Genomic DNA, 24,327 nt, shown 5'->3' with positions numbered 1-24,327 from the left:
TATGATTCAATTTGCGGAAGTGGCCCTCAATCTATCTTGGGAAAGTAAAACTCTCACGTATGAAATTCCGCAATCAATGGAAAATTTGACTAGAGGAGTTCGAGTTCTTGTTTCACTGAATGGAAAGGAATGGGAAGGGGTTGTCATTGAAATTCATTCGAATGAACCAAATTATGAAACTCTTTCCATTCTAAAACAAATTGATTTGGATCCAGTCCTTACCGAAGAGCAGTTGGATTTGGCAGAGTGGATGGCTGAAAACTATTTGTCTTCTCTCGGGGAAGCTTTGTTTCTTATGGTTCCGAAAGGAAAAAAAAGAAAACAAGAAAAACAAAGCCCAGTCCATATCCAATCAGATTTATTACATCCCTTAAATAGTTCACAAAAAAAAGCCTTGGATGAAATAAGGACAGGTCAAAATTCCAACACATATTTGTTATACGGTGTTACCGGAAGTGGAAAAACGGAAGTGTATCTGCATCTCATGGCAGAGGTTTTACGAAAACCCAAAGGATCTGTGATTTTTCTTGTTCCAGAAATTTCTCTCACTTACCCCACCATCACAAGGATTGAAAGGATTTTTCCAGGGCAAGTGGCTGTATTACACTCCCATCTCCGAACTTCAGAAAAATTCCAAAACTATTTGGATTTAAAGGAAGGAAAAAAACGAATTTGTATCGGAACCCGTTCTGCTGTGTTTGCTCCTTTGTCCGATATCGAATTGATCATTTTAGATGAGGAACATGACGGGTCTTACAAAGAACATGGTGCCCCTCGTTACCATGCCCGCCAAGTGGCATTACAAAGAATTCTAAAAACAAACGGTAAATTGTTATTAGGTTCTGCCACACCGAGCCTTGAGATTTTTTACTTAGCAAAAGCAGGCCAAATTGGTTATTCGGAACTAAAAGAAAGGGCCAATCCTCACGCCTCACTTCCCACTGTAGAAATTACAGAGAAAAAAGAAGATAACGAACTTCTTTCTGGTGATTTACAGTTTAAAGTGGCAGACCGTTTGAAAAAGGAAGAACAAACCATCATCCTTCTGAATCGGAGAGGGTATAATCCTTTTATTTATTCTACGACCACAAAAGAATTCGTTCATTGCCCAAAATGTACAGCTACACTTTGTTATCATTCTGACAAAACCGTTCGTTGTCACCTTTGTGGATATAAGTCGACTTTTAGTAACCTAAAACAAATTCATGGAGATGAGTTGGACTTGTTTGGGGCAGGGACTCAAAAATTAGAAGAGTATTTGTTATCCCATTTCCCAAAAGCAAGGATCGAACGATTAGACCAGGACAGTTCCAAAAATAAAGAAGTGACTCGCGACGTTCTCGAAAAGTTAGGCGAAGGAAATTTAGACATCCTGACAGGTACACAAATGATAGCGAAGGGTCTTGATTATGCGAATGTGACTCTTGTAGGAATTTTAAATGCCAATCATGGACTAGGGGTTCCTGACTTTCGTAGTAGCGAAAGAACGTATTCTCTCATTTCACAAGTAGCAGGAAGGGCGGGTCGGGGTGAAAAAAAAGGCGAAGTCCTCATCCAATCCAATGATCCAGAACATCCTGTACTCAAAATGGCGATGGAACAAAACTACCCTGCTTTTTTTGACTGGGAGTTAACATTTCGTAGAGATCTGTTTTATCCACCTTTTTCTCGTTTGGCGAGACTTGTGTTTCGGTCTAAATATGAAGAAATTGCTAACAAACAATCTGTTGTATATTCAGAACTTTTAAAAGAAAATATGGATGCATCTGTTACCCTTCTTGGGCCAAGCCAATGTCCTTTTTATAAAATTGATAATAACTTCAGATATCATATTTTGTTAAAATCCAAATCCATAACTGGTTTACGTAATCTTTTACGGGAAACAAAATCTAAATTTAAAGTCGATTCCAAATGTTATATTGAATATGATTTGGATCCTCTGGAACTTGTTTAATAGGAAAAATGATGAAACTTTCAATCGGATACTTTGGATCACCAGAACATTCCAAGGAATTACTCTCTATCTTACTGGATGCAGGAATCCAAGTGGATTTTGTTGTGACGAACATTGACAAACCTGTGGGAAGAAAACAAATCATCACACCCACACCCGTAAAGGAACTGGCAATTGCCAAAGGAATCCCCGTCATCCAGTCTCCAAAACTCCGAACCGATGAAGAGGCACAAAAACAAATTTTATCCTATGCTTCCCCCGTTCATATTGTGTATGCCTACGGATCGATTGTTCCAGAGAATGTCTTCCAAGATCCGAAATTTGGAAGCATCAATCTCCATGGAAGTTTGTTACCGAAATACCGCGGAGCTTCCCCTGTTCAAAGTTTTCTTTTGAGTGGAGAGGAAAACTCAGGATTTACGATTCAGTTTTTAGCCAAGGAAGTGGATTCGGGCGATATCATTTCCCAGAAATCTTGGAAGGTGGAAACCATAGAAACTACAGCTTCCCTTTTGCAATCGATTACAAAAGAAGGGGCTGAAGAACTCATTCGGCTTTTAAGGGAACTGGAATCTACGGGAACCGCTTGGACTTCGAAGCCGCAGAATGCCAATGAGGCCACTCACTGCAAAAAAATCACGGCAAACGACCGTCCCATCCAATGGTCGGAACCGGCAAAAAACATCCACAACCGCATTCGTGCCTTGTTCCCAGATCCTTTGGCTGTGACCGAATTTCGAGGAAAAAAACTGATCCTTATCTCTTCGTTTCTCCTCAAAGCCGATGAGGAACCCGTTCCAATTCCACCGGATCTCGCACCTGGTTCCTTTTTCCTATACCAGAAAAAAAGGCTTTTCTGCCTCTGTGGAGACGGAAACCTGCTTGGTATAGATACCTTACAACCCGAAGGGAAAAAACCCATGAAAGGATTTGAGTTTTTTAATGGGGCGCGGGTTTTAGCCGGAGAATCATTTACGTGAAAGAAAAGTTTCTAAAAATCCTACCTTACAGTGGTTATGTTCTATTTGTTGGATTGGGGCTTCTTGTATTTTTTGTTGCAGCCTTTCTTGTGGTCGTTGTTCGAACCAAAGAAGAACAAAAGGTAATGATGCCATATGTGATTGGTAAAAACTACATTGAGGTTCATAACGAATTACAAAGACTCCAACTCAAAGTCCGTTTAGAAACCCAAAGAATCCCTGAAAAAACCGACGGGATCATTCTGGCTCAATCCATTGATCCTGGTAAAGAAGTCGAAGCGGGTTCCAAACTTTATCTCACGGTAAACATTGGATTTGATCGGGTGACCATTCCTGATGTCAAAGGACAAGACTTAAAACGTGCCAAAGCCATTTTAGAAAAAGTATTATCCGGTGAAGTATATGTTCCTTTACAAATTGGTGGGATCACTTATGTTCCTGCTGTTGGTGATGAACCTGCTGACACAATCATTGACCAAATTCCGGCTCCAGGAAAGGAAACACATTCCGGCGAAAAAATTTACTTACTCGTTACAGAACCAAATACAGAAAAAAAATCCACCCAATCCTTAAATGAACCTTTGGATTCAACAAAGTTTGTAGGAACACCCGTTCCTTTTGTTGTCGATTTTTTACAAAGAAAAAAAATCCCTTATCTTCTAAAAGAAGCCACCAAACCAGAGTTTCGTGAAGATCATGGTTTAGTTTCTTCTTTCGAGTTAAAACAAACTGGTGCAGAAGTTGGTGCCTTCTTTTTAAAACCTTCTGAAACTTTTGTTCAAGATTATGAATTTTTGGAATATGAAGTGGATGATGATGATCTGTACTCAGCAAAACTCGAGTTTACAAAACCTGGGGAAGATACACAAATCGAAAAAGAAATATTTACCAACCAAAAACTTAAAGAAGATGAACCAGTTCGATTTCTCATTCATAGAGCTGGAAATGTAAAGGTGACTCTTTTCGGTAAAGAAACCGGTGTCGCCAAGGTTTGGAAATTAAAGGGAACTTATTAATATGAAAATTTCTGCATCAATCCTTGCTGCAAAACTGACGGGACTCTCAGAGGAACTTCCCACTTACAAACAGGAAAATATCGACCTCATTCACATTGATGTGATGGATGGAAACTTTGTCCCTCAAATTTCTTTTGGAGAAGCCTTTACCAAAGAAGTAAAGTCCCATACACAAATACCGCTCGATGTTCATTTGATGGTGAGTAACCCGGAACTTCATGTTCCCAAATACTTTGACCTCAATCCTTATTGTATCACTTTCCATATTGAAACTACGAATTTCTCGGTAAGACTTGCAGAAGAGATTCGAAAAGCTGGAATCAAAGTGGGTGTGTCTCTCAATCCCCAAACACCTCCAGAATCCATTTCGCAAATCCTTCCTTATTTGGATCTTGTCTTACTCATGACTGTCGATCCTGGATTTTATGGACAGTCCTTTGTGAAATCAGGATTTGAAAAGATCGCAGCAGTTCGTAAACTCACGAAACCCTACAATATCGAACTCGAAGTGGATGGGGGTGTGAACGAATCCAATATGGAAGAACTCGCAAAACTCGGTGTGGACATTACAGTTGTGGGTTCTGGGCTCTATAAAACGGGAGATCCGAACGCACAGGGCAAAAAATTAAAAGAACTCGCTGCAAGTGCTAGAACTCGCTCTTGACAGATCGTCCTTATTTAAAAAACTCGCTATAAAAGGGGTATTTTTCCTTGGTTAAATTAAGATTACAAAGAACGGGAACAAAAGCAGACCCGCACTATCGCATCGTAGCAGCAGACATTCGTGCTCCGCGTGACGGAAAGTTCATTGAAGCGATTGGGCATTTTCACCCATCCACTTCCTCTGTGAAAAAAGCAACTTTCAATGAAGAGAAAACTCTTTCTTGGTTAAAAAAAGGTGCTCAACCTACTGATACAGTTCTTGCTCTTTTGAAAAAAGACGACGTTTGGTCAAAATTCAAAGGTTAATTGATACATGGAATCCTTAGTTCGTTATATCGTTACATCTCTCGTTGACCAACCAGAACAAGTGGCTGTCAACCAAGTCCCCGGAGAGGAAGAAACAGTGATCGAACTTCGGGTAGCAGCCAAAGACCTAGGTAAGGTGATCGGAAAAAACGGAAGGATTGCAAAATCTTTGCGTACTGTTTTACAAGCAGCCGGAACCAAACAAGGCAAAAACTATACTTTAGAAATTGTCGACTAAACCAAGTTTAGTGAAAGTGGGGGTCATTGGATCCTCACATGGAATCAAAGGGTTCATCAAAGTTTTCACTGAAGGTGATACCTTAAATTCTGTCAAACCACCGTTCACCTGCACAGTCGAAGACCCTCGTGGGAATCAGTCCACGATTCAAATCGAGGAACTCAAACTCAATGGAAATCATTACCTAGCCAAACTAAAGGGTTTTGAAACTCCGGAAACTGTCATCAAATACCGTGGATTTTCTTTGTTATGGAAAAGGGAAGATTTACCCAAACCCACAGAAGGCGAAATTTACACCGAAGATTTAGTCGGCCTTCTTGCCATTTCCAAAGAAACGAGCCAATCGCTGAATTATATTGTGACCCAAGTCATTGACAACCCTGCTCATCCCATTTTGGAACTAAAACCAAAAAACGGCGAAGGGGAAACTGTTCTCATTCCTTTCCTCAACCGGTTTGTCGGTGATTGGAACTTAGAAACTAAAACTTTAGAAATCATAGGCTGGGAGCAGTGGATTGAAGTTTAATTTCATCACCCTTTTCCCAGAAAAAATTACCTCCTATTTTGATAGCGGAATTCCGGGCAAAGCGGTGAAACAAGGGGTGGTCGAAATCAATACCGTCCATCTCCGTGACTTCGCTGACAACAAACACCAAAAGGTGGATGATACCATTTATGGGGGTGGACCGGGGATGCTTTTACAGGTGGGTCCGATTTACCGGGCCTTAGAATCCCTCGGCGAAAATAAAGGGAAGGTCATCTTACTTAGCCCCTCGGGGGAACTTTTCAACCAAACTCTGGCACGGGAGATTTACGAGTCCTCAGAGACTCTGACCTTTATTTCTGGCTATTACGAAGGGGTCGACCATCGTGTCACGGAGCATTTAATTGACAGGGAAGTGGCCATTGGAAACTATGTTATTTCATCGGGGGATTTAGCTGCTCTCGTTGTTGCTGATTGCCTTTCTCGGTTTGTTCCGGGATTTTTAGGAAAAGAAGAAAGCCTTCTAGAAGAGTCGCACAACGAAACGGAAGAATTAGAATACCCCCAGTATACAAAACCCTATGATTTTATGGGTTGGACAGTTCCTGATGTGCTCCTCGGTGGACATCATGAAGAGATCCGGAAATGGCGGCAAAAAAACCGCAAAACAAGAAATCATTCTTAGAGGAAGTCATGAATCAGATTCTAGAAACAGCACTCGCAGGCGAAGCAAAGAACGAACTTAATTTCGAAATTGGTGATACTGTAAAAGTTCACTACAAAATCGTTGAATCTGGAAAAGAACGTGTTCAGGTTTACGAAGGCATTGTGATCTCCATTGCGAACAAATCACAAAGCAAAACTTTCACGGTAAGACGAGTGTCTTATGATATTGGAGTGGAAAGAATTTTCCCACTTCATAGCCCAAGAATTGCAAAGATCGAACTCGTTCGTAAAGGATCTGTTCGTCGTGCAAAACTTTTCTATCTCCGTGATAAAAAAGGAAAAGCAGGACGTATCAAAGAAAGAAAAGGCGGACAAGCTATTGTTGCCAAAGATAAAAAGAGACAGGATGAGGCTTCTAAAGCCGCTCTTGCACAAGCAAAAGCTGCAGAAGCACCTAGCGCATAATTTCTCTTGAAACGGTCGTCACTCGGCCGTTCTTTCCTGAATTTCAAATCCCTCACCTGACCTGTTTTTCACTGGATGAAGCAGGTCGTGGTACGCTTGCCGGCCCCGTTTCTGTGGGTTGTGTTTCCTTTGACCTCAAAACATTAGAAAAAATAAAAAGTGGCGAAATCTTAAAAGGTCTTCGAGACTCCAAAAAAATTCCTGAACCCAAACGAATCGAACTCCGTACAGAAATTCTAAAGTATGTTTCTTATTTTCGTGTGACCTTTGTGAGTGCAAAGTTTATCGATCGTTATAATATCAACCAAGCCATCTTTTATGGGATGAACCGGTGTTTGCCAACAAACCTACAACCATTTGAACCAAACATAACAGAGAATGAAAAATTGTATTTGTCAACTTCTGCTTACGATGAAGAGACAAATCGCAATAAAGACAAATTGTTAAACGGTAAGCCCTATCTTTTGGCAGATGGAAATTATAAACTAAAGATCACAAAACCCATAGAAGGTTATTTTTCTCTTCCCAAGGGGGATGATTTGATTCCTTCGATTTCTGCGGCATCGATCCTTGCCAAAACCTACAGAGATGAGTATATGGAAAAGATGGATCAAAAGTATCCGGGTTATGGGTTTGCCAAACATAAGGGTTACGGAACCGAAGAACATAGAGATGCCCTTTTGAAACTTGGAATTTCTCCCATACACAGGTTGAGTTTTTGTAAATTTCTCCGAAGAGAGGGAAGTGAGCCCTCTCTTTTCTAATTTCCATTCTCTCCCGCAAATTTTTTCTTTGGGAAAGTTGACCCACCAGAGTAAGGATCACTTTTTCTCAAAAGAAACCAAAACATTCGGACAACGGTTACTCCCTTTGGAAGGAAGTTTTCTTAAGTCCAAAATGAGTGCCACGAAATCAAACGATGGAAACCATTCGATCTCTCTTCTGGCAAAAGGTTCCGATCCGGAAATGCAAACCAACGCAAGGAAAGCGGAAAACCTTTTCCGTTGGTCCCAGTGGGTTGCGGCCCAGTCCGATCCAAAGGCTAATGAAGTTTCAGATCTAAAACCCCTTTGGAATTATCTATTGGGGGAAACTGGTTTTACAGATCTTCTTTCTTATGTAAATCCGGATGCCAAGGAATCATTACAAATGGTTGTGGAACCAAAAAACAAGGGTTTGGTTCTCTATGTGTTTTGGGAATCCAAAGAGACTGGTGCTATGGGAATCCAGTTCCATTATGATCCCGAAAAAGAGAAACCCATCCTCGTACAACTTACGACAGAAAGGTCAATCCAAGGAGAGGATTTTACCAATTCATTTCTCGGTTTTGTTCGGGACTTTCCCCAAGTTCGATCGGTGCAAATCGAAACTTGGGTGGGAGATTCCTTTAACGGGGATTATAGATGAAACAAAAAATGGCAGCCCTTGCCTATGATCCAACTTTACATGCTGCACCGAAACTGGTTGCGAAAGCAGAAGGAAGGTTTGCGGAAAATCTGATTCGGATTGCTCGTGAGTCAGGTGTCCTTGTCATACGTGATGAAGTGATGATTCAAACCTTAGATCATCTCCCTAATGGGAAAGAAATTCCCAGAGAATTGTATGAAGCTGTGGCGGCAGTGTTTCGAATCCTCGTTTTGGAGAGACAAAAGAAAAACAATTGAAGTTTCTACGCTTCTTACTAGGATTTACGCAATTATGCGGAAAATCTCCATTCGTGACTTAGAACCTGGTTCGAAGTTTACTAAGTCAATTTATTTGGATAAAGACACTGTTTTTGTCGGCGCTGACCAACCCATCACACAACAAGACTTAGACCGACTGGTTCAATTTGGAATCACCTTTGTTTTAACTGATGGAGAAAAGGTAATGGCCGATGGAGGAGATAAAACTGCCTCAGGTGCTGGGCCTGGTTACTTCGATACCAATCTTCCTTTTTACCAAGATGATGAAAATTCCACGCGATATAAATATTTATTAGAAAAAGCAAATACCACTAAGGTAGAGTTCAATGCTGTATTTAAAGATTGTTTTGATTTGGTTCAAAAAACTTATAAATCAGCGTCTGAAGGACGTTATACGGAGATTCGTGAGTTTCGAGAAATTGCAGAACGAATCGCTGACCATACGAAAGCAAACGCACAAATCCCCATTTTACTTTTATCCCATTCTCATTCCGGTTATTTTTTATACACTCATATTTGTTATGCGACATTTTTTTCAGTGATGCTCGGAAATTTTCTAGAGTTTTCTAGACCCAAACTGATTGATTTGGCATTGGCTTCTCTTTTTGCTGATATTGGAATGGTAACTGTTCCTGAAGAGGTTTCTGAAAAAAAAGGTGCCCTTTCGGAACTAGATTTAAAAACCATCAAACGCCATCCGGTGACCGGATACCAAATTCTCACCCAAAGATTAAAATTAAAAAACTCACTCGCCATTGTAGCCTTACAACACCATGAAGCCTTGGATGGATCTGGGTATCCGCAGAGAATTCTTGCCAACCAAATTGAAGAACTCACAAAAGTGTTTATGATCGCAGACCAATTTGCTGCCATGATCCATCCAAGGCCTTACAGACAGGCCATACTTCCTTATGAAGCAATGAAGATCATGATCAGTGAAAACGTGAACCGTTTTGATTTAAAAATGGTGCGTTTGTTTTTAAATAAACTTTCTATGTTTCCCGTGGGATCCGGAGTCATTCTTTCTGACCTAAGAATGGGTATGGTCATTGAATCCAATAAAGACAAACCGCTTCGTCCAGTCATTCGAGTCACAAAAGATCCAGAAGGCAAACGCCTCAAACATTTAGAATTTGTGGATCTAATGAAAGACTTAAATCTGTACATCCAACAAGCCATACCCTTTTCCCAGATTTACTAATCTCTTTTAGTCCGTTTTCTCTATGGTTTGGGAAAAAACAGAAAAAGGTAGGGTTGGTGAAAGTCTGGCAAAAGGTTTTTTGGAATCAGAAGGGCATTTGGTTCTTTTTCAAAACTACCGAAAGGCTTACGGCGAATTAGACATAATTAGTTTTAAAGACGATTTTCTCCATTGTTCCGAGGTGAAGTTCTGGAAGGAAAGTAGCGGATTTCACCCTCTAGAATGTTTTCATGAGACAAAACGCAGGAGAATGCGGAAGGTATATTACTATTTACTAAAAGAGATTCCTGCTTTTTATCACCTAACACCTTCATTTAATTTGATCCATATCACTGAAAAAAAGGAAGTTCGTTTTTATTCGTCAATCTTCTAAATACTTCATCAAGGGATTTTTGTACCGGGCCGATTGATCATGTATCCCATAAGGGAAAACGCTCTCAAGGATGAGAGTTTGATTGTTACAAGGAAGTAACCACATGAGTCAATTTAGTATTTTTGGGAATTTAGCAGAAACCGACGAATTTGGACCAGATCCGGTATTACTCCGGAAAAGGGGAATGGCATCTACCATTCAGAAAAAATTCGAGAATTACAAAAAAAAGATCGATGATCCAGCTTACATGGATTATGCGATAAATAAAATCGCGATGGAAATTTCGCATTTTATTTCGAAGTAATTACCCTAAACTATAAATCCACTGGTATCCGATACAATATTCAACTGCCTCCCAGATGTGTACTTCCTTCGTTCGGGAGGAGAGGTTCCAGTCAGCAATGGTTCTTGCAAGAGAAATGATTTGTTTTTTCTTTCGTAAGGATAATTGTTTGGTTTGTTGTTCCTGATCCAAGATTTTTTGAAATTTAGTTTCTTCATTTTCTGAAACCACTCGAGAGTTTCGAAATAAAAAACGATCCTGAATCATTTGTCTCATTTTTAATTCTTCAAGTTTGATACACCGATCATTCGTAGTTTCAAATAACGTTTGAAAGATGGTGATACGATCCAAAAAAGCTCCACTTATTTTTTGCAAATACAAACGAATCTTTTGTAAGGAACAATGACATGTATGACTGCTGTGGTAGTTTCCACAAGGGCATGGATTGGTAGAAAGCATAAGAGTAAAATCTGTTTTTAGTTTTGTGATTTCATTCATTCGAACGATTTCCAAATAGGAATCTTCCATGGGCATTCGAAGGCTCTCTAAAATTCGATCTTTAAATTCCAAAGCTTCGTCTAGGTATAAAATCCCGCCATAGGCTTTGGATATTTCTCCTGGTTGGAAGGGAAGGCCTCCGCCGACGAGACCCACTTCGGTTGCGGAATGGTGTGGGGAACGAAAGGGACGTTTGGTGGAAGGAACCTCAAATTCACCATTGGATGTCCAAATGCCTTGGTTTGCTTGGTCTCTGGATCCTTTTGGTGGGAGTAGGGATTCTAGCATCCGGTGAAGCATTGTTTTTCCTGTTCCGGGACTTCCCAGAAGTAGGCTATGGTGGTTTCCCAGAAGGGAATATAACAAACCTTGAAAAACCTTCATTTGGTAGGGATCTAAATGGACGGTATCCCAACTCGGATTCTCTGATGGTAATACTTCCACTTCTCTTCTGTTAGGTGTTGTTGTCGGTAGGTATTTTAAATCTTCGAGATGGTTTAGGAATTGGTACCGGCCTCTGGGGAGAGATTCCTTTTCCAGAGAGACCGGGAGGCAAAAGGATTGGTCTATGGATTCCGGACTTTGCCAAAGGTAAGGTAGAAGTTCCTTTCCGCCTAGAATGCGTCCGTCAAGACCCAGGCCACCCAAATACCGAATGGGGTAATTTGGGTTTGGAATTTGGTCTGTTGCTAAAAGGATTCCAGCGGCCATGGCTAAGTCCAAACAGACCATTCGTTTAGGGATATGGGCGGGTTTTAAATTGATGATGATGGTTTCGAGTGGAAACTGAAACCCAGAGGCCTCTAGAGCCAAACGGATGCGATCTTTGGACTCTTTTGTGGATACGGAAGCAGATCCTAAAATTTGGAACTGCGGAAGTCCCCTCCGAATTCCCACTTCCACTTGGATTTCTTTGGTTCCATTCCACTCGTATAACAAACTTCCAACTTCTGCGCGTTTGGGGATCACATCCATGTTGGGTCTGGAAATTCCTCTTTTGGGCCAAAAAATAAAAAAGGCTTTTCATAATTAAGGCATCATGGTGACTTTTCCTGAGAGTTTGCTTTGGATTGTAGTATCATTCGTGTAATTCCCCTCGTTCTTCTCCTTGCGTTCAGTCATTGTTCCCAACGGTTGATCAAAAAAGAAAAACTAAGAGAAATCAATGAATACTATGATGGAAAGACGTATCTGACACAAGAAGAGATCAAGTTTTCACAAGCAGAAGTTTGGAAGAAAGGTACTCTTGTTAAGATCTACATTGAATCCACACCTTCTCTTTTGAAATTGAAGGTTTATCCTGTAGCAGAGTCGAGAGAGTCTTCTCTTGGAAAATTGGCTGATTACATCATCAATGATGATGTGAAAAAAAGGCAGTATGACTTGGAAGATATTGAAGAGTGGGTGGGAAAAAAATTCACTCTTGTTGAACCCAGTGTTAAAAAAAAGAAATAAAGTTTTGGGAAGTCGTTTAGTTGCAAGTAGTTCGTTTTTTTTCTTTCTTTGTTTCTAGTTCAAGATTCTTCCCTCGGTTGCCCGATATTTTATCTGTGAAGATCTCCCGATTGGTATCATTTTTGCTTTTGGTTCTTTCGGGGACTGGCCTTTCGGCAAACCCATTTCAAAAAATTCATGCAGAAATCAATGAATCCCTTCCCGGTGGGGAACAAGGAATGTTCCGCCTCTTTGGATCCCAATCACAAGAAGCAGAGATCCATAAACTTTTTTCTGTTGGTGTCAACGCCGCAGGTGAAGACGAAGAAGTGGAACTTGCTTCCCTCGACTTACCAAAATACATTGATGTGTCCCCAGTTGTGAGTAATACTGTTGTACACGAATCAGGAATTGTATTAAAAAAATATACTGTACAAAAAAAAGACAATCTATCGAAGATTGCTCGTTCCTTTTCCATTGAACTCGCTAAATTAAAAAAACACAATGGGCTGACAAATGACCAATTAAAAATTGGCCAAGTTTTGGAAGTTCCAGTCCAAGTTAAGAATGCTTCTTCTTCGAGAGTGGTTTTGAAAAAAATCTTCATTATGCCAGTTCCACAAAGTCGCGTTACTTCTCGTTTTGGAAGGCGTGTGGATCCTTTTAATAAATATAATCGAGTCTATCATACGGGCCTAGACCTTGCAGCCAAAGTAGGGGCTCCGGTTCTTTCTTCTGCCGATGGGGAAGTTGTATTTACTGGCCGCAACGGTGGGTATGGCAATTCAGTCACCATCCAACATAAAAATGGTTATAAAACAGTTTACGCCCATTGTTCACAGATTTTAGTTGAGGTTGGGGAAACGGTGAAGATGGGTCGTGTGGTTGCCCTTGTCGGAAGGACAGGAACAGCAACAGGAGCACATCTGCATTTTGAAGTGTTTCGAAACGGGAAAATTATGAATCCTGAATCAGCTCTTAGCATCACGGAAAAACAAGTCACTCGACTCCCTAAATCTGAAGTAGCCGGAATGTAATCGGAGCCCACCTCCGGTTTGTGGGGAGCATGAATTTAATCCTTCAAAGAATCCAGTCGAGTCAGTTTTTGACATTGATTCCGGCAGTTTTACTCTTTTCTTTTTCTCTTGCTTACCTGTTAAAACTTGTCCTCTTACTTTTGTTTTCTACAGAAACGGGGATCAGTGTCGCAGGCAATACTCGTCCTAAACAAATGCGCCAAGAAGTCATTTTGGCCGTAAGTACCTATGAAGATGTGGTCACAGGAAACCTCATTCGTGGTCAGGTCTATGATCCCAATGATGCCACCAAACGTGGGGCAGATGGGGCTCCACTCGATCCAGAAATTGCCCAGGACAATGGGGACGATGACCAAATGCTCATCACCGGGACACTATCTGGACACTGGTCTTTTGCTCGGGTTACCGTCCGCGAAAAACAAAACAACGATTCGGAAGAATATGGAACCGGTGAGATGGTGGGTGGTTACAAAGTCCAAACCATTGAACAACATTACGTTGTACTAAAAAAGGGTGGACTTAGCCTTCGGGTGAATATTGGTGAAACTCCCGCACAAGCCAAAGAACGAATTCGTCCGAAAGATGCAGCTGCCGTCTCGAATTTAGGGCCATCCAGCCAAACGGTTCAAAAAGTTCTTTCCCGTGAGGACGTGAATCGGAAACTAAAAGACCCGAATACCATCTATAAAAATGCAAGGTTTGGCCCTCATTTGGTAGACGGAAAGATCGAGGGTTACAAGATCTATCAGGTGGCAAAAGACCATGTGTTTTATTCCCTCGGCGCTCGTGGTGGGGATATCATCAAACGAGTCAATGGAATGCCACTGAACGAAACAGAGAAAATGTTGGAAATTTGGGGTTCGATCAAACAAGCCCCGAAAATTACAGTGGATTTAGAGAGACAAGGCAAAATAATCACATATGAATTTATCATTCGGAATTAAAATGAGAAATCGTCTTCCCATCGTTGTAATCAGTATTTGCCTTTATGTATTTGTAACACCTGGATTTTCCCAAGAAAAAGGGAAACAAATCAAATCCAAATCTTCTCCAGAACCAGCTAGTTTTACAGCTGATTGGCGTGACACTGAACTCAAAGACTTTTTAATGGGGATGAGTGCCATCATCAAAAGAAACATTCTCATTGATGATGCGGTGAAAGGAAAAAAAATCACCATCATTTCTCAGAAACGCGTTAAAATCGAAGACGCTTACGGATTTATGAAATCCGTTTTGGAAACACAAGGTTTTGGTCTGATCGAAGAAAACGATCTCATCAAAGTGGTGAAAATCAAAGATGCTCTTGCCAAATCACCCATTGTTCGGATTGGTAAAGATCCTGTTTCTGAATCAGAAGTTTCGCTGAATAAAACGATCACTCAAATTGTTCCTTTGGAATTTTCAAATGCTATCGAACTCGAACCCATTTTAAAAAGAGTTACCTCTCCTGATACCGATATCATCATTCCTAAAAACCAAAACACTTTGATTTTTTCCGGATCCACTGCCGATATCAACAAATTACTCAAGTTAGTTGATAATTTGGATGTTCGTGCAGATGGCCCAGGTTCCATCTCCTCTGCGGGAGACATTCATATTTATACTTTAGAATACAATGAAGCTGAGAAGCTGGCTGCCATTTTAGTAAAGTTGGATATGCCCGATGCCCCTGCGGCACCTACACAAGGACCACCAGGAGAACCTGGGCCCGATGGAAAACCGCCGCAGCAACAACCAGTAGCACAAGCACCAAAAGTTCCTGGCAAACAAGATAAAATCAAAGCTGTTGCGCACAAAGAATCAAACTCACTGATTGTGACAGCGACCCCACAAGAATGGGAAGAAATCAAAAAAATCATTAAAATTCTAGATACCCCCAGAAAACAAGTGTTACTTGAGGTTCTGATCGTGGAACTAAGTTCCACTGACTTAAATGATTTCGGTATCGATTGGCGTTACCAGGAATTGGCTTACGGACAGTTTAACACGGGTCTTGCGGCTACAGGTGGTGTGATTGATAAAAATGGTCGGCCCACAACCGTAAACACACTTTCTGGATTTTCCCTCGGTTTCATTCAACGTGGGGGCCGACAAATCATTGGTATCTTAAACGCAAACTCAACCAACGAAAATTTTAATGTATTGTCTGCTCCACAGATTTTGACCTTGGACAACCAAGAGGCTGAAATCAATGTGGGTCAAGATGTTCCCGTTCGAACCCAGAACCGGAATGCCGGTCTTGGTGGTGACAACGCGGTAACCGTTGCTAACTTTGAATATCGCCCCACTGGGATTAAACTCAAATTCACTCCACATATTAACAAAAACAACCGTATCACTTTAGATCTTTACCAAGAGATTAAAAACGTGGCAGGGATATCTTCCGAAGCCACAGGCGGTAACCCGACGTTTAACAAACGGGATATCAAAACAACTATCGTTGTGGATAATATCCAAACCATCGTGATTGGGGGTTTACTTTCTAATGACAAACAGAAGAAAGTGCAAAAAATCCCGATTTTAGGGGAGATTCCATTACTCGGAACCCTATTCCGAAGGACTACGAATCAAAATCGTAAAACCAATTTGATGGTGTTTTTAACACCGCATATCCTAGACGACCGAGACAAATCAGATCGTATCACCATCCAAAAGAAAAATGAACAAGAAAGGATGGTCGACGAACGAGAAAAGAAACTACGATGAGAAAGAGTTTAGGCCAAATCCTACTAGAAGATGGGATCCTTACCATTAAGGATCTCGAGGATATTTCCAAACAACAGGAAAAAACCAATCTTCCCATCACTCATATCATCCAAAAAAAAGGTCTCGCTTCCGAAACAGACATTCTAAAAGCGCTATCGAAACTCCATCGAATGGATTTTGTCGACAAACTTGAGTTTATTGGTAGTGATGAAGTTTTTGGAAAAATCCCTCTGAAACTTGTCCAACGTTCCAAAATTGTTCCAGTTTCTGTCAAAGGCAAAAAAGTAGTCGTTGCCACTTCTGATCCGACTGACCTCCATCCGATGGATGATATGAGGTCATTTTTAAAAGGTTACGAAATCCAATTCGTTCTCGCAACAGAAAACGAAATTATGAGGATCATCCATTCTCAGTTCGACAAAACCACTGCCGAAGCCAAAGAGATGATGGATGAAATGGATGGAAGTTTCGGTGATCTCTCCGATGCCTTTGAATCCGATGCATTAGATCTTTCAAACGAAGCTCCCATCATCAAAATGGTGAATGTGATTTTATCACAAGCGGTCTCCGAAAGGGCATCGGATATCCACGTGGAACCATTTGAAAAATCAGTTGTGGTTCGTTACCGGGTGGACGGTGTTTTACAAAAGGTTTTAAATCCACCTAAGTCTTATTTGGCGGGAATTTCCACGCGTATCAAAATCATGTCGAATTTGAACATTGCGGAAAACCGGTTGCCACAAGATGGTAGGATCAAGCTTAGGTTAGCTGGAAAGGATGTGGATGTTCGGGTTTCCATCATTCCATGTCAATTCGGAGAAAGGATCGTAATGAGGATCCTAAATAAAACTGATCAAAAATATTCCATTGAAACCATGGGTTTTAATAAGGAAATTTTGAATGACTTTAAAAATTTAATTTATAAACCTTATGGAATCATTTTAGTCACAGGTCCTACGGGATCCGGTAAATCGACAACACTCTATTCCGCACTTTCTGAAATCAATACGGAAGAACGAAACATCATCACCTGCGAAGATCCGGTGGAATACCAGATGGATGGAATTTCGCAGATGCAAATGAACGAAAAAATTGGCCTCACTTTTGCTGCGGGCCTTCGTTCCATCCTTCGTCAAGATCCGGATGTGGTGATGGTAGGGGAGATCCGGGATGAGGAAACGGCAAGGATTGCCATCCAAGCCTCGCTCACTGGTCACTTAGTGTTTTCTACTCTCCACACCAATGATGCTTCTTCTGCTGTGACAAGGCTTGTGGATATGGGGATAGAACCATACCTTATCACAAGTTCTGTGTTAGGTTTTATGGCACAAAGGCTTGTTCGTGTGATTTGTAAGGATTGTAAAACAAGTTACAAACCTACAGATAAAGATTTAGCAGGTCTTGGAATCCAAAGAAAAGAATTAAAAAATGGAGTTTTGTATCGGGGGAAAGGTTGTTCTTCTTGTCTAAATTCTGGATACAAAGGCCGAACAGGTTTGTATGAACTTCTCACTATGAATGATGAAATCAAACGTGCCATTTTGCAAGGTGCTGATGCCAATCGCATTAAAGAAATCGCATTGAAAAATGGACTTTCTACTTTGCAAGATTATGGCAAATTTAAGGTGATTGAAGGTGTTACGACTCCAGAAGAAGTCCTTCGGGTATCTTAATTTTTATGCCATTATTTACGTACGTTGCATTCAACAGAAAAGGCAAAGAAGAAAAAAATATCATCGATGCCCCGAACCTTCAGGCGGCGCGTAATAAACTAAAGGCGAAAGGACTTTACGTTCGCTCTATCCAAGAAGATAGAGAAAAGGAAGAACGGGAACTGTTCCCATTTTTATCCAAGTTATTATATCGAATTCCTAGAAAAGAAGTAGGACTATTTTGTAAACAACTCGGAACCCTGATTGGTGCAGGGATCCCTCTTGATAAATGTTTACTCTCCATCATTGACCAAGTCGAAAATATTTATTTCAAAAAAGTTTTGATTGAGATGAGAGCGGACATTACGGAGGGGATGAGCCTTTCCGAGTCCATGAAAAAACACAAAACTGTTTTCCCTGACCAGTATCCCAGTTTGATTTCTGTGGGTGAATCCACGGGAAACTACGAAAACACCTTACATAGATTAGCGGAACTCGAGGAAAAATCTTCTGAATTAAAATCAAAAGTCCAAGTGGCCATGATTTATCCTATGATTATGGGTTTACTTTCTTTGGGAGTTTCTATCTTTCTTCTTGTGGTCGTGATTCCACAAATCGAACAGTTGTTTGCTTCCTTTGATGCCAAACTTCCGCTACTCACAAGAAGTGTGATTTTTTTATCTTATGTTTTGACCAATTATTGGTTTTTTATTTTGGGAGCGATTGCCGGTGGCCTACTTGGGTTTATGAAATGGAAAAGTGGAGGTGAAGGGAAAAAAACTTGGGACAAATTCCTCCTACGATTGCCTGTCATTGGAACCTTACTTCGTAAAATTTTGGTTTCGAATTTTGCTAGAAATCTATCCATTTTGCTCCTGAACCGGGTGCCTCTCATTGTTTCATTGAACATTGTCTCTGATGTCGTAGGACATACAGTTTTTAAAGAAGAAATTGAATCTGCCATAGTCAAAATCAAGGAAGGGGGAAAACTTTCTGATTCTTTGCAAGGGTCGCAAGTCCTCCCACAAATGGTTCTTGGGATGCTGAGCGCTGGGGAAGCCTCTGATAAAGTTCCCGAAATGATGAATAAACTCTCGGAAATCTATGAATCCGAGGTGGACACGGCAATAAAATCTTTGACCCAATCATTAGAACCAATGATGATCATTGTAATGGGTGGAATTATTTTTACGATTATGGCGGCCATTATGACGCCAATGTACAAACTAACGCAAGAAATCCAGGGGATGTAGGGTTTATGAAAACTAAAGGGAAAAACAGAAAGATACGTGAGGGACTGACACTAATTGAGATTACCGTGGTAATGCTCATTTTGGGATCTCTTATGGCGATTCTTTACTCCAGTATCGGAAACCGGGGTGAAGGCGAAAAAAAACTGAAACTGAAAAATGATAGTGCTGTACTAAAAACAGCCCTTGAACGTTATTTAGAAGTGTATGATAAATACCCTTCAGAAGAGCAAGGGTTACAGGCGTTAATCGAAAAACCAGATGACGATAAAGTTGGTGATGATTACGAGCCAATCATTCGTGAAAAAGCAGTTTTAAAAGATCCATGGAAAACAGCATATGTTTTGAAATTTGAAGGTGCCATCCCTCAAGTTTTTACATTGGGTGAAGATAAAAAAGAAGGTGGAGAAGGTAAAAATAAAGATTTTAATATCCTTTCCCCGGATGATTACCCGGCCGCTTTCCGATAAAAAGTCGGTTTTGAAAGCCAAACGGAAATTACGTGGTGGTCTCACTCTCATTGAGATCGCCGTTGTTATTTCCATTCTTGGATTGATTATGGTGATTGTGGGAGGGACTCTTCGTAACCTCATCATTCCTTCTACGGAAGATATTGCTGTTAAATTACAAGAATCTTTTAAATTCGGATACAACAAAGCACAACTCACTAACCAAGCTGTTTTATTCCAGTATGAGTTCGAAACTAGAGAATACCAGTTTTTCCTTTTAAAAAGAGAAGAGGGTGGGCTCGAAGAAGAACCAATTTTAAAAAAAGTAACACTTCCCTTCTATTCGAAAATTGTCAGCGTACGTGACTTAGGTGGTAAACCGAAAACAGAAGGTAAAATTCGAATTGTTTTTACTCCACAAGGAACCACAACGGATTTACTATTATATGTTGGCTCTGATTCCGAAATCAAACGTACCATTCAAATTTACAGGTATGGCGGAAAAATCAAAATTCATAAAACAGAGTATTTTCCTGAACCAGATTCGGGGCCAATTCAAAAAGTGTCATATGGTTTAGATGAAAGAGATGAACAGGTGGACTCCAATGCAAAAACTCCACCAAAATAACCGTTTTCGATCTGCCTTCACACTCTTTGAAGTGACGATTGCTATGGCTATGGCTGCCATGGTGATGACCTATACTTACTCTTTGATTGCAGAAGGAATCTCTTACCAAAAAAAAGCAGTGTTGCTTGCTAATGCTGTTCATTTAGCAAAAATCAAAATGGCACAAGTGGATTCTTCCACCACCATGCAAACAGATACCTCCCGCGGATCCATCGAAGCCTTCCCTGGATACACATTCGAAACAGAAATCAAAGAAGAAGAAATGGATCTGCTGAAATTAGCAGGTGGACCCAATGCGGAAGCCCTTCGTAACAAAGCACCAAAAGATATGTTAGGTGATAAGGATTTGGGTTTTAGTGATCTCATGAAAAAAAGGGGGCAGAAAAAAAGTTTTGAAACAGGAGGGGTTTTAAAAGTATTTCGAGTGAAGGTTTCTATTTTTTATATGGATGGGAACAAAAAAGAAACCTATAGCGTAGAAACATTCAGGAGTACAAAATACTAATGTTTGTTTATCGTCATAAACGTGGGTTCACACTGGTGGAGATATCCATCGTTGTGATGATTATGGCGGTAATATTCACAGGAATTTTTTCTGTATTTTACACAGCAAATAAAATCTCAAGAAAAGGGGCTTCAAACAAAGGTGCAAACCGTAAAGACATCCTTTATGCAATGGAGAACATTCGGGGAACTCTGACTCGAACTTATTTTATCGATAACCAAAAACGTATTTTATTTGTGGGCAAACAGGAAGGAGTGACTGGAGCTAGGAATGACCGTGTTGTCTTTGCCACAGCCAATCCCAATTCCGAAGAAGAAGGCCAAGCATCTGTCAGAGAAGTTTCTTTTTATTTACGTAAGATGCCCAATCCAAAAATGGAAGGATTGTCTTATCTCATTCGACGAGAAGATGAAATGATTGATACCTTTCCTACCCAAGGCGGAGTCGAACATGTATTACTTGAAAATGTTAAAAGTTTCCAAATGAAGTTTTCGGAACGTGGAGACAAATGGGTTGATGATTGGAATTCCCGTACGACAAAAAAAATTCCAAGACTGATTCGGTTTGAAATTATATCACTTGTGGGGAATGCATTTGTTAAATATGAATCGCTGGCGCATCCAGTTATCCTCTACAAATAAAAAAGCAAAACAAGGATTTATGGTCTATCTTCTTGTGATGGCCATAGGTACGGCATCTTTGTTTACGGCTTCCAAATTCTTTGAAGACGCAGCTACTGAATACCGAGTGGCTCGTTCCCAGGCAGATGGATTTCGTGCTCATATGCTCGCCAAAGCAGGGTTTATGGGGGCAGTCGGAGCACTCAAAAAAATTCCAGAGGAGGTTTTATACCAGTCTGGCCTTGCGATGGATCCACCACCCATCCCCCTCGGTGGAGGTGTCATCTATTACACCATGAGTCCTGAAGATGGAAAGATTAATATTAACTCTCTCGTGAAGATATATGATGACCAGCCCAACCAAAGAACGATTGAGATGGTGACTCGACTTTTTTACCAATTTGGTTTAAAACGAGAAATGATTTCCCCCATTTTGGACTGGATTGATGAGAACCACCAGGAAACGGGGGGTGGCGCCGAACAGTATTACTATAACAGGCTCACTCCACCGAGGAAAATCAAAAATGCCCCATTTTATTCCCTTTCAGAGCTTTTGAATGTCAAAGGATTCGACCGTTCCGTGGTTTACGAAAGTTTAAAACCCAAAGATTATGATAAAAATAACGCCAAAGATTTTATGACTGAGGAGGAAAGAGCCCTTCGTTCCGATAAAGATTATGTGCTCTCTAATAATGTGACTGCCTATTTGCCTGCGGGTGATTCTTATGATGACCGGATCAATATCAATACGGCTCCCTATTTTGTCCTCATTTCCCTTTCCGACTTTATGACCAAACAAGCCGCCATGAAAATTTTGAAACTCAAGTTGCAGAAAGGAGGCTATATTAAAGAATTGAAAGATCTGGAGACTGAACCAGAATTCCAAGTCAAAACAACAGGGGATCTCACTCTGTATAAGGAACTTGCGGGAGAGGGAACGGATGTCTCTGGTGGGCGAATCAAAACCAAAGGCGAAGTTTATAAAATCACAGGGGTTGGGATTATAAAGGATAAAGTGGTTCGTAAGGTATCTGGTCTTTTTGACCTTACCAACAACCAAATGTTATACTATACTGAAGATTAATTATGTTATCATTTGACCAATACCTAGCTATCGATTATGGTTCTACGTTTCTAAAGGGAGTCCTTTTTAAAAAGGTTCTGGGGAAAGTTGTCATCCTACGAACAGAAAGTCTTCCTGTTGTGGAACTAGATGATTCCGAGGGAGACCCATTCGAATACAATATCATCCGTTTCATTCAAAGTTTTTTTCCCGAAGAAAATAGGTTTTTATTAAATTTAGGAATCCATAATTTATTTGTTCGAGACCTTACCGTTCCTCTCGTTTCGGAAAAAGCCATTCAGGAAGTTTTGCCCTTTGAAGTAGAAAACTTAGTTCCTTATCCCATGGAGGAACTGGAAGTCATCGGTAAAACTTGGAGAGCAAACAAAGAAAACTCAGAAGTAATATCGTTTAATGTCCATCACTCGGAATTACTACGTGCCCTAAAACCTTTTGCAAAGGGTGATCTCTCCTTATCTTGTTTGTCTCTCGATTCCTTTGCATTATCTTCTTTAGTGACAAAAAACTATCCCTTGTTACTTGCAGATCAAACCATCTTGCAACTTGATTTGGGTGGAAGGTATAGTATTTTAAATGTTCTTTTTGAAGGAAAACTTCGCCATACCCGCCAAATTTATATCGGTGGCGAAGAGGTAAGTTCCGAAATAGCAAACCTACTTAAGATTGAATTAGAAGATGCACGCGTAATAAAGGAATCTTTACCAGTTGGTTTTCTTTTTGATACGATGGAAAAATCGGAAGAGTCCAGTTTTCTTTCGAAATTTCACATGAATTCCACGCAGTGGAAATCCCTTCGAAAGTTTATTTTGGCGAAATTAGACCAACTCATCCATGAAGTGGAAAATAGTATTTTTTCTCTTCCTGAAACAGAAAGGCCGAACCTTATTTTATTATCTGGTGGGGCAAGTTTGTATCCTGGCCTGACTGCTTATTTAGAAGAAAAACTTGGAATTAGAACCGGACGTTATGAATTTTTAGGAATCAATGACCCTAGTTTTGTGACTGCTGTGGCAACTGGCACTCATTTTGAGTCGCGTAACCGAGTCAACTTTCTAGAAACTGGATTTGCGAAACGAATTCATACCAATCGGTTTAAGATAGCTGCTTTTAAACCTCATCTAATTCTTGTTAGTATTTCCTTGGTGCTTTTGTTCGGTGTATTTTTGATTGGAATTGTTTTGGATAAACGCAAAATTTCTGCCAATAAACGTGTGTTAATGGAGAAATATAAAAACGGAATTGGTGGGGAGCTTGGGGAAGAAGAAGATCCTCTGGCTGCAGCTAATAAAAAATTAAAGGCAGAACGGAAAAAAACAGAAATTTACCGTTTGTTTTTATCACAAGAAAGTGTTCTGGATGTTTTGAACGAAGCCACAGAACAATTCCCTTCTCCAGAAGTTTTACCATTTATTTTAGACCAGTTTAATTTTGAGGAAAAGGAAATCCAAATTTACGGACGGGTGAATGAATTTGGTGAAATTGGAACCATCCAGTCCGCACTAGAAAAATCTGAAAAATTTACCAATATACAAATTCAGAACAAAAGACTCATCACTGGGGTCAACAAATTCAAAGTCAGTTTTAAAATCAAAATGGATGTTGTGACTCCTAAGGATGAACCATAATGTTTGATCGTTTGAATGATAGAGAACGTGTTTTAGTCACTGGACTCATCAGTTTTGTGGCACTTCTTGGAATTTATACAATCATCACCCTGTTTTCTGATTTGAGAAATAGTCTTACCGAAGAAATTTTTGAAACCAGATCCCAAGCTACAGAACTTGACCGAGTGATCCGAGAATACAATTATTTACGTGGATTACAGTCCGGTGGAAGCGAAGAAGATGTAAGTGTGATGTATTCGAAACTGGATCAAATTCTAGTTCGTTACAACTTAAAAGACAAAGTCCAAACCATGAAGGATACAAGTAATGTCATCCAAAAGGACTATAATAAAATTACGATTGATGTATCTTTTCGTTCCGTCCTTTTGCAAGATATCATCAAACTTGTTTATGATATAGAAAAAAATAAACAAATTCAAGCCAAAGTGGATTTACTTAGTTTTCGAAAGCCATTTGCAGAAAAAGAAATCTACGACGTGAACTTAAAAGTTTCTTCCTACAGTCGATTGTCCAAAGGGAAATAAT

At 40.3% G+C, this 24,327-nt stretch carries 29 protein-coding genes; 28 read left to right on the top strand and 1 reads right to left on the bottom strand.

The window, feature by feature from the left end; translation table 11 throughout:
* The first annotated feature begins 1 nt into the window (after position 1).
* From priA to EHQ24_RS03685, 15 genes are all read left to right on the top strand, one after another.
* Complete coding sequence (priA, locus tag EHQ24_RS03755; protein ID WP_135600358.1) at positions 2 to 1,954, top strand: replication restart helicase PriA; 1,953 nt, start codon at positions 2 to 4, stop codon at positions 1,952 to 1,954.
* Between the two features lie 11 nt (positions 1,955 to 1,965).
* Positions 1,966 to 2,934, top strand: a complete 969-nt coding sequence (fmt, locus tag EHQ24_RS03750) for a methionyl-tRNA formyltransferase (RefSeq protein ID WP_135600357.1) — start codon at positions 1,966 to 1,968, stop codon at positions 2,932 to 2,934.
* The gene (locus tag EHQ24_RS03745; RefSeq protein WP_135600356.1) at positions 2,931 to 3,950 is read left to right on the top strand and encodes a PASTA domain-containing protein; all 1,020 of its coding nucleotides are present in this window, start codon (positions 2,931 to 2,933) and stop codon (positions 3,948 to 3,950) included. The genes fmt and EHQ24_RS03745 overlap by 4 nt, the downstream gene beginning before the upstream one ends.
* A gap of 1 nt (position 3,951) precedes the next feature.
* Positions 3,952 to 4,614: a ribulose-phosphate 3-epimerase gene (gene rpe / locus EHQ24_RS03740; RefSeq protein WP_135600355.1), complete on the top strand. Its 663-nt coding sequence runs from the start codon at positions 3,952 to 3,954 to the stop codon at positions 4,612 to 4,614.
* Between the two features lie 47 nt (positions 4,615 to 4,661).
* Complete coding sequence (gene rpsP, locus EHQ24_RS03735) at positions 4,662 to 4,919, top strand: 30S ribosomal protein S16 (protein WP_002973959.1); 258 nt, start codon at positions 4,662 to 4,664, stop codon at positions 4,917 to 4,919.
* A 7-nt stretch (positions 4,920 to 4,926) separates the two neighbouring features.
* Positions 4,927 to 5,157: a KH domain-containing protein gene (locus tag EHQ24_RS03730; protein ID WP_002974362.1), complete on the top strand. Its 231-nt coding sequence runs from the start codon at positions 4,927 to 4,929 to the stop codon at positions 5,155 to 5,157.
* Positions 5,147 to 5,683 (top strand): ribosome maturation factor RimM, encoded by a 537-nt coding sequence (rimM, locus tag EHQ24_RS03725; RefSeq protein WP_135600354.1) that lies wholly within the window; start codon positions 5,147 to 5,149, stop codon positions 5,681 to 5,683. The genes EHQ24_RS03730 and rimM overlap by 11 nt, the downstream gene beginning before the upstream one ends.
* Positions 5,673 to 6,326, top strand: a complete 654-nt coding sequence (gene trmD, locus EHQ24_RS03720; protein ID WP_135600353.1) for a tRNA (guanosine(37)-N1)-methyltransferase TrmD — start codon at positions 5,673 to 5,675, stop codon at positions 6,324 to 6,326. The genes rimM and trmD overlap by 11 nt, the downstream gene beginning before the upstream one ends.
* Positions 6,327 to 6,334: 8 nt before the next feature.
* Positions 6,335 to 6,772 carry a 50S ribosomal protein L19 gene (gene rplS / locus EHQ24_RS03715; protein WP_167481627.1) on the top strand — a complete coding sequence of 146 codons (438 nt, stop codon included), beginning with the start codon at positions 6,335 to 6,337 and terminating at the stop codon, positions 6,770 to 6,772.
* Between the two features lie 113 nt (positions 6,773 to 6,885).
* Positions 6,886 to 7,536, top strand: a complete 651-nt coding sequence (locus EHQ24_RS03710; RefSeq protein WP_244310287.1) for a ribonuclease HII — start codon at positions 6,886 to 6,888, stop codon at positions 7,534 to 7,536.
* Positions 7,517 to 8,179, top strand: coding sequence for a hypothetical protein (locus tag EHQ24_RS03705; protein WP_135600350.1), 663 nt, complete (start codon positions 7,517 to 7,519; stop codon positions 8,177 to 8,179). The genes EHQ24_RS03710 and EHQ24_RS03705 overlap by 20 nt, the downstream gene beginning before the upstream one ends.
* Positions 8,176 to 8,436, top strand: a complete 261-nt coding sequence (locus EHQ24_RS03700) for an EscU/YscU/HrcU family type III secretion system export apparatus switch protein (RefSeq protein WP_135600349.1) — start codon at positions 8,176 to 8,178, stop codon at positions 8,434 to 8,436. Before EHQ24_RS03705 ends, EHQ24_RS03700 begins: the two co-directional genes overlap by 4 nt.
* A gap of 34 nt (positions 8,437 to 8,470) precedes the next feature.
* The gene (locus tag EHQ24_RS03695; RefSeq protein ID WP_135600348.1) at positions 8,471 to 9,658 is read left to right on the top strand and encodes a cyclic di-GMP phosphodiesterase; all 1,188 of its coding nucleotides are present in this window, start codon (positions 8,471 to 8,473) and stop codon (positions 9,656 to 9,658) included.
* Positions 9,659 to 9,680: 22 nt separating this feature from the next.
* Positions 9,681 to 10,031 (top strand): YraN family protein, encoded by a 351-nt coding sequence (locus tag EHQ24_RS03690; protein ID WP_135600347.1) that lies wholly within the window; start codon positions 9,681 to 9,683, stop codon positions 10,029 to 10,031.
* A gap of 103 nt (positions 10,032 to 10,134) precedes the next feature.
* Entirely contained in the window at positions 10,135 to 10,335 is a 201-nt protein-coding gene (locus EHQ24_RS03685) for a hypothetical protein (RefSeq protein ID WP_004788727.1), read from the top strand.
* Here the strand turns inward: EHQ24_RS03685 and EHQ24_RS03680 are convergent, their stop codons facing one another.
* Complete coding sequence (locus tag EHQ24_RS03680; protein ID WP_244310286.1) at positions 10,336 to 11,787, bottom strand: ATP-binding protein; 1,452 nt, start codon at positions 11,785 to 11,787, stop codon at positions 10,336 to 10,338.
* Between the two features lie 114 nt (positions 11,788 to 11,901).
* On the opposite strand from EHQ24_RS03680, the gene EHQ24_RS03675 reads away from it, so the two are divergent.
* From EHQ24_RS03675 to EHQ24_RS03615, 13 genes are all read left to right on the top strand, one after another.
* On the top strand, positions 11,902 to 12,267 hold the full coding sequence (locus tag EHQ24_RS03675) for a type II secretion system-associated lipoprotein (RefSeq protein ID WP_341867235.1): 366 nt from the start codon (positions 11,902 to 11,904) through the stop codon (positions 12,265 to 12,267).
* 20 nt (positions 12,268 to 12,287) lie between these two features.
* On the top strand, positions 12,288 to 13,283 hold the full coding sequence (locus EHQ24_RS03670; protein ID WP_135600345.1) for a peptidoglycan DD-metalloendopeptidase family protein: 996 nt from the start codon (positions 12,288 to 12,290) through the stop codon (positions 13,281 to 13,283).
* A 29-nt stretch (positions 13,284 to 13,312) separates the two neighbouring features.
* Entirely contained in the window at positions 13,313 to 14,227 is a 915-nt protein-coding gene (locus EHQ24_RS03665) for a general secretion pathway protein GspC (protein WP_135600344.1), read from the top strand.
* Position 14,228: 1 nt separating this feature from the next.
* Positions 14,229 to 15,989: a type II secretion system secretin GspD gene (gspD, locus tag EHQ24_RS03660; protein WP_135600343.1), complete on the top strand. Its 1,761-nt coding sequence runs from the start codon at positions 14,229 to 14,231 to the stop codon at positions 15,987 to 15,989.
* Positions 15,986 to 17,662, top strand: a complete 1,677-nt coding sequence (gene gspE, locus EHQ24_RS03655) for a type II secretion system ATPase GspE (protein WP_135600342.1) — start codon at positions 15,986 to 15,988, stop codon at positions 17,660 to 17,662. The genes gspD and gspE overlap by 4 nt, the downstream gene beginning before the upstream one ends.
* Before the next feature lie 5 nt (positions 17,663 to 17,667).
* Entirely contained in the window at positions 17,668 to 18,894 is a 1,227-nt protein-coding gene (locus EHQ24_RS03650; protein ID WP_135600341.1) for a type II secretion system F family protein, read from the top strand.
* A gap of 5 nt (positions 18,895 to 18,899) precedes the next feature.
* The gene (locus tag EHQ24_RS03645; protein ID WP_135600340.1) at positions 18,900 to 19,361 is read left to right on the top strand and encodes a type II secretion system protein GspG; all 462 of its coding nucleotides are present in this window, start codon (positions 18,900 to 18,902) and stop codon (positions 19,359 to 19,361) included.
* Positions 19,362 to 19,449: 88 nt separating this feature from the next.
* Entirely contained in the window at positions 19,450 to 19,968 is a 519-nt protein-coding gene (locus tag EHQ24_RS03640) for a type II secretion system protein (protein ID WP_167483055.1), read from the top strand.
* Positions 19,969 to 20,011: 43 nt separating this feature from the next.
* Positions 20,012 to 20,473, top strand: a complete 462-nt coding sequence (locus tag EHQ24_RS03635; RefSeq protein WP_425270070.1) for a prepilin-type cleavage/methylation domain-containing protein — start codon at positions 20,012 to 20,014, stop codon at positions 20,471 to 20,473.
* Positions 20,473 to 21,114: a type II secretion system protein GspJ gene (locus EHQ24_RS03630; protein ID WP_135600337.1), complete on the top strand. Its 642-nt coding sequence runs from the start codon at positions 20,473 to 20,475 to the stop codon at positions 21,112 to 21,114. Before EHQ24_RS03635 ends, EHQ24_RS03630 begins: the two co-directional genes overlap by 1 nt.
* On the top strand, positions 21,077 to 22,177 hold the full coding sequence (locus tag EHQ24_RS03625) for a type II secretion system minor pseudopilin (protein WP_244310285.1): 1,101 nt from the start codon (positions 21,077 to 21,079) through the stop codon (positions 22,175 to 22,177). Before EHQ24_RS03630 ends, EHQ24_RS03625 begins: the two co-directional genes overlap by 38 nt.
* Positions 22,178 to 22,179: 2 nt before the next feature.
* Entirely contained in the window at positions 22,180 to 23,802 is a 1,623-nt protein-coding gene (gene pilM / locus EHQ24_RS03620; protein ID WP_135600336.1) for a cell division protein FtsA, read from the top strand.
* Positions 23,802 to 24,326, top strand: coding sequence for a hypothetical protein (locus EHQ24_RS03615; RefSeq protein WP_100720138.1), 525 nt, complete (start codon positions 23,802 to 23,804; stop codon positions 24,324 to 24,326). Before pilM ends, EHQ24_RS03615 begins: the two co-directional genes overlap by 1 nt.
* Position 24,327: the final 1 nt, after the last annotated feature.

The organism is Leptospira noumeaensis, assembly GCF_004770765.1.
Lineage (GTDB): Bacteria > Spirochaetota > Leptospiria > Leptospirales > Leptospiraceae > Leptospira_A > Leptospira_A noumeaensis.
The sequence above is the reverse complement of the archived record's forward strand: the minus strand, read 5'-3'. Positions and strand labels throughout refer to the sequence as shown.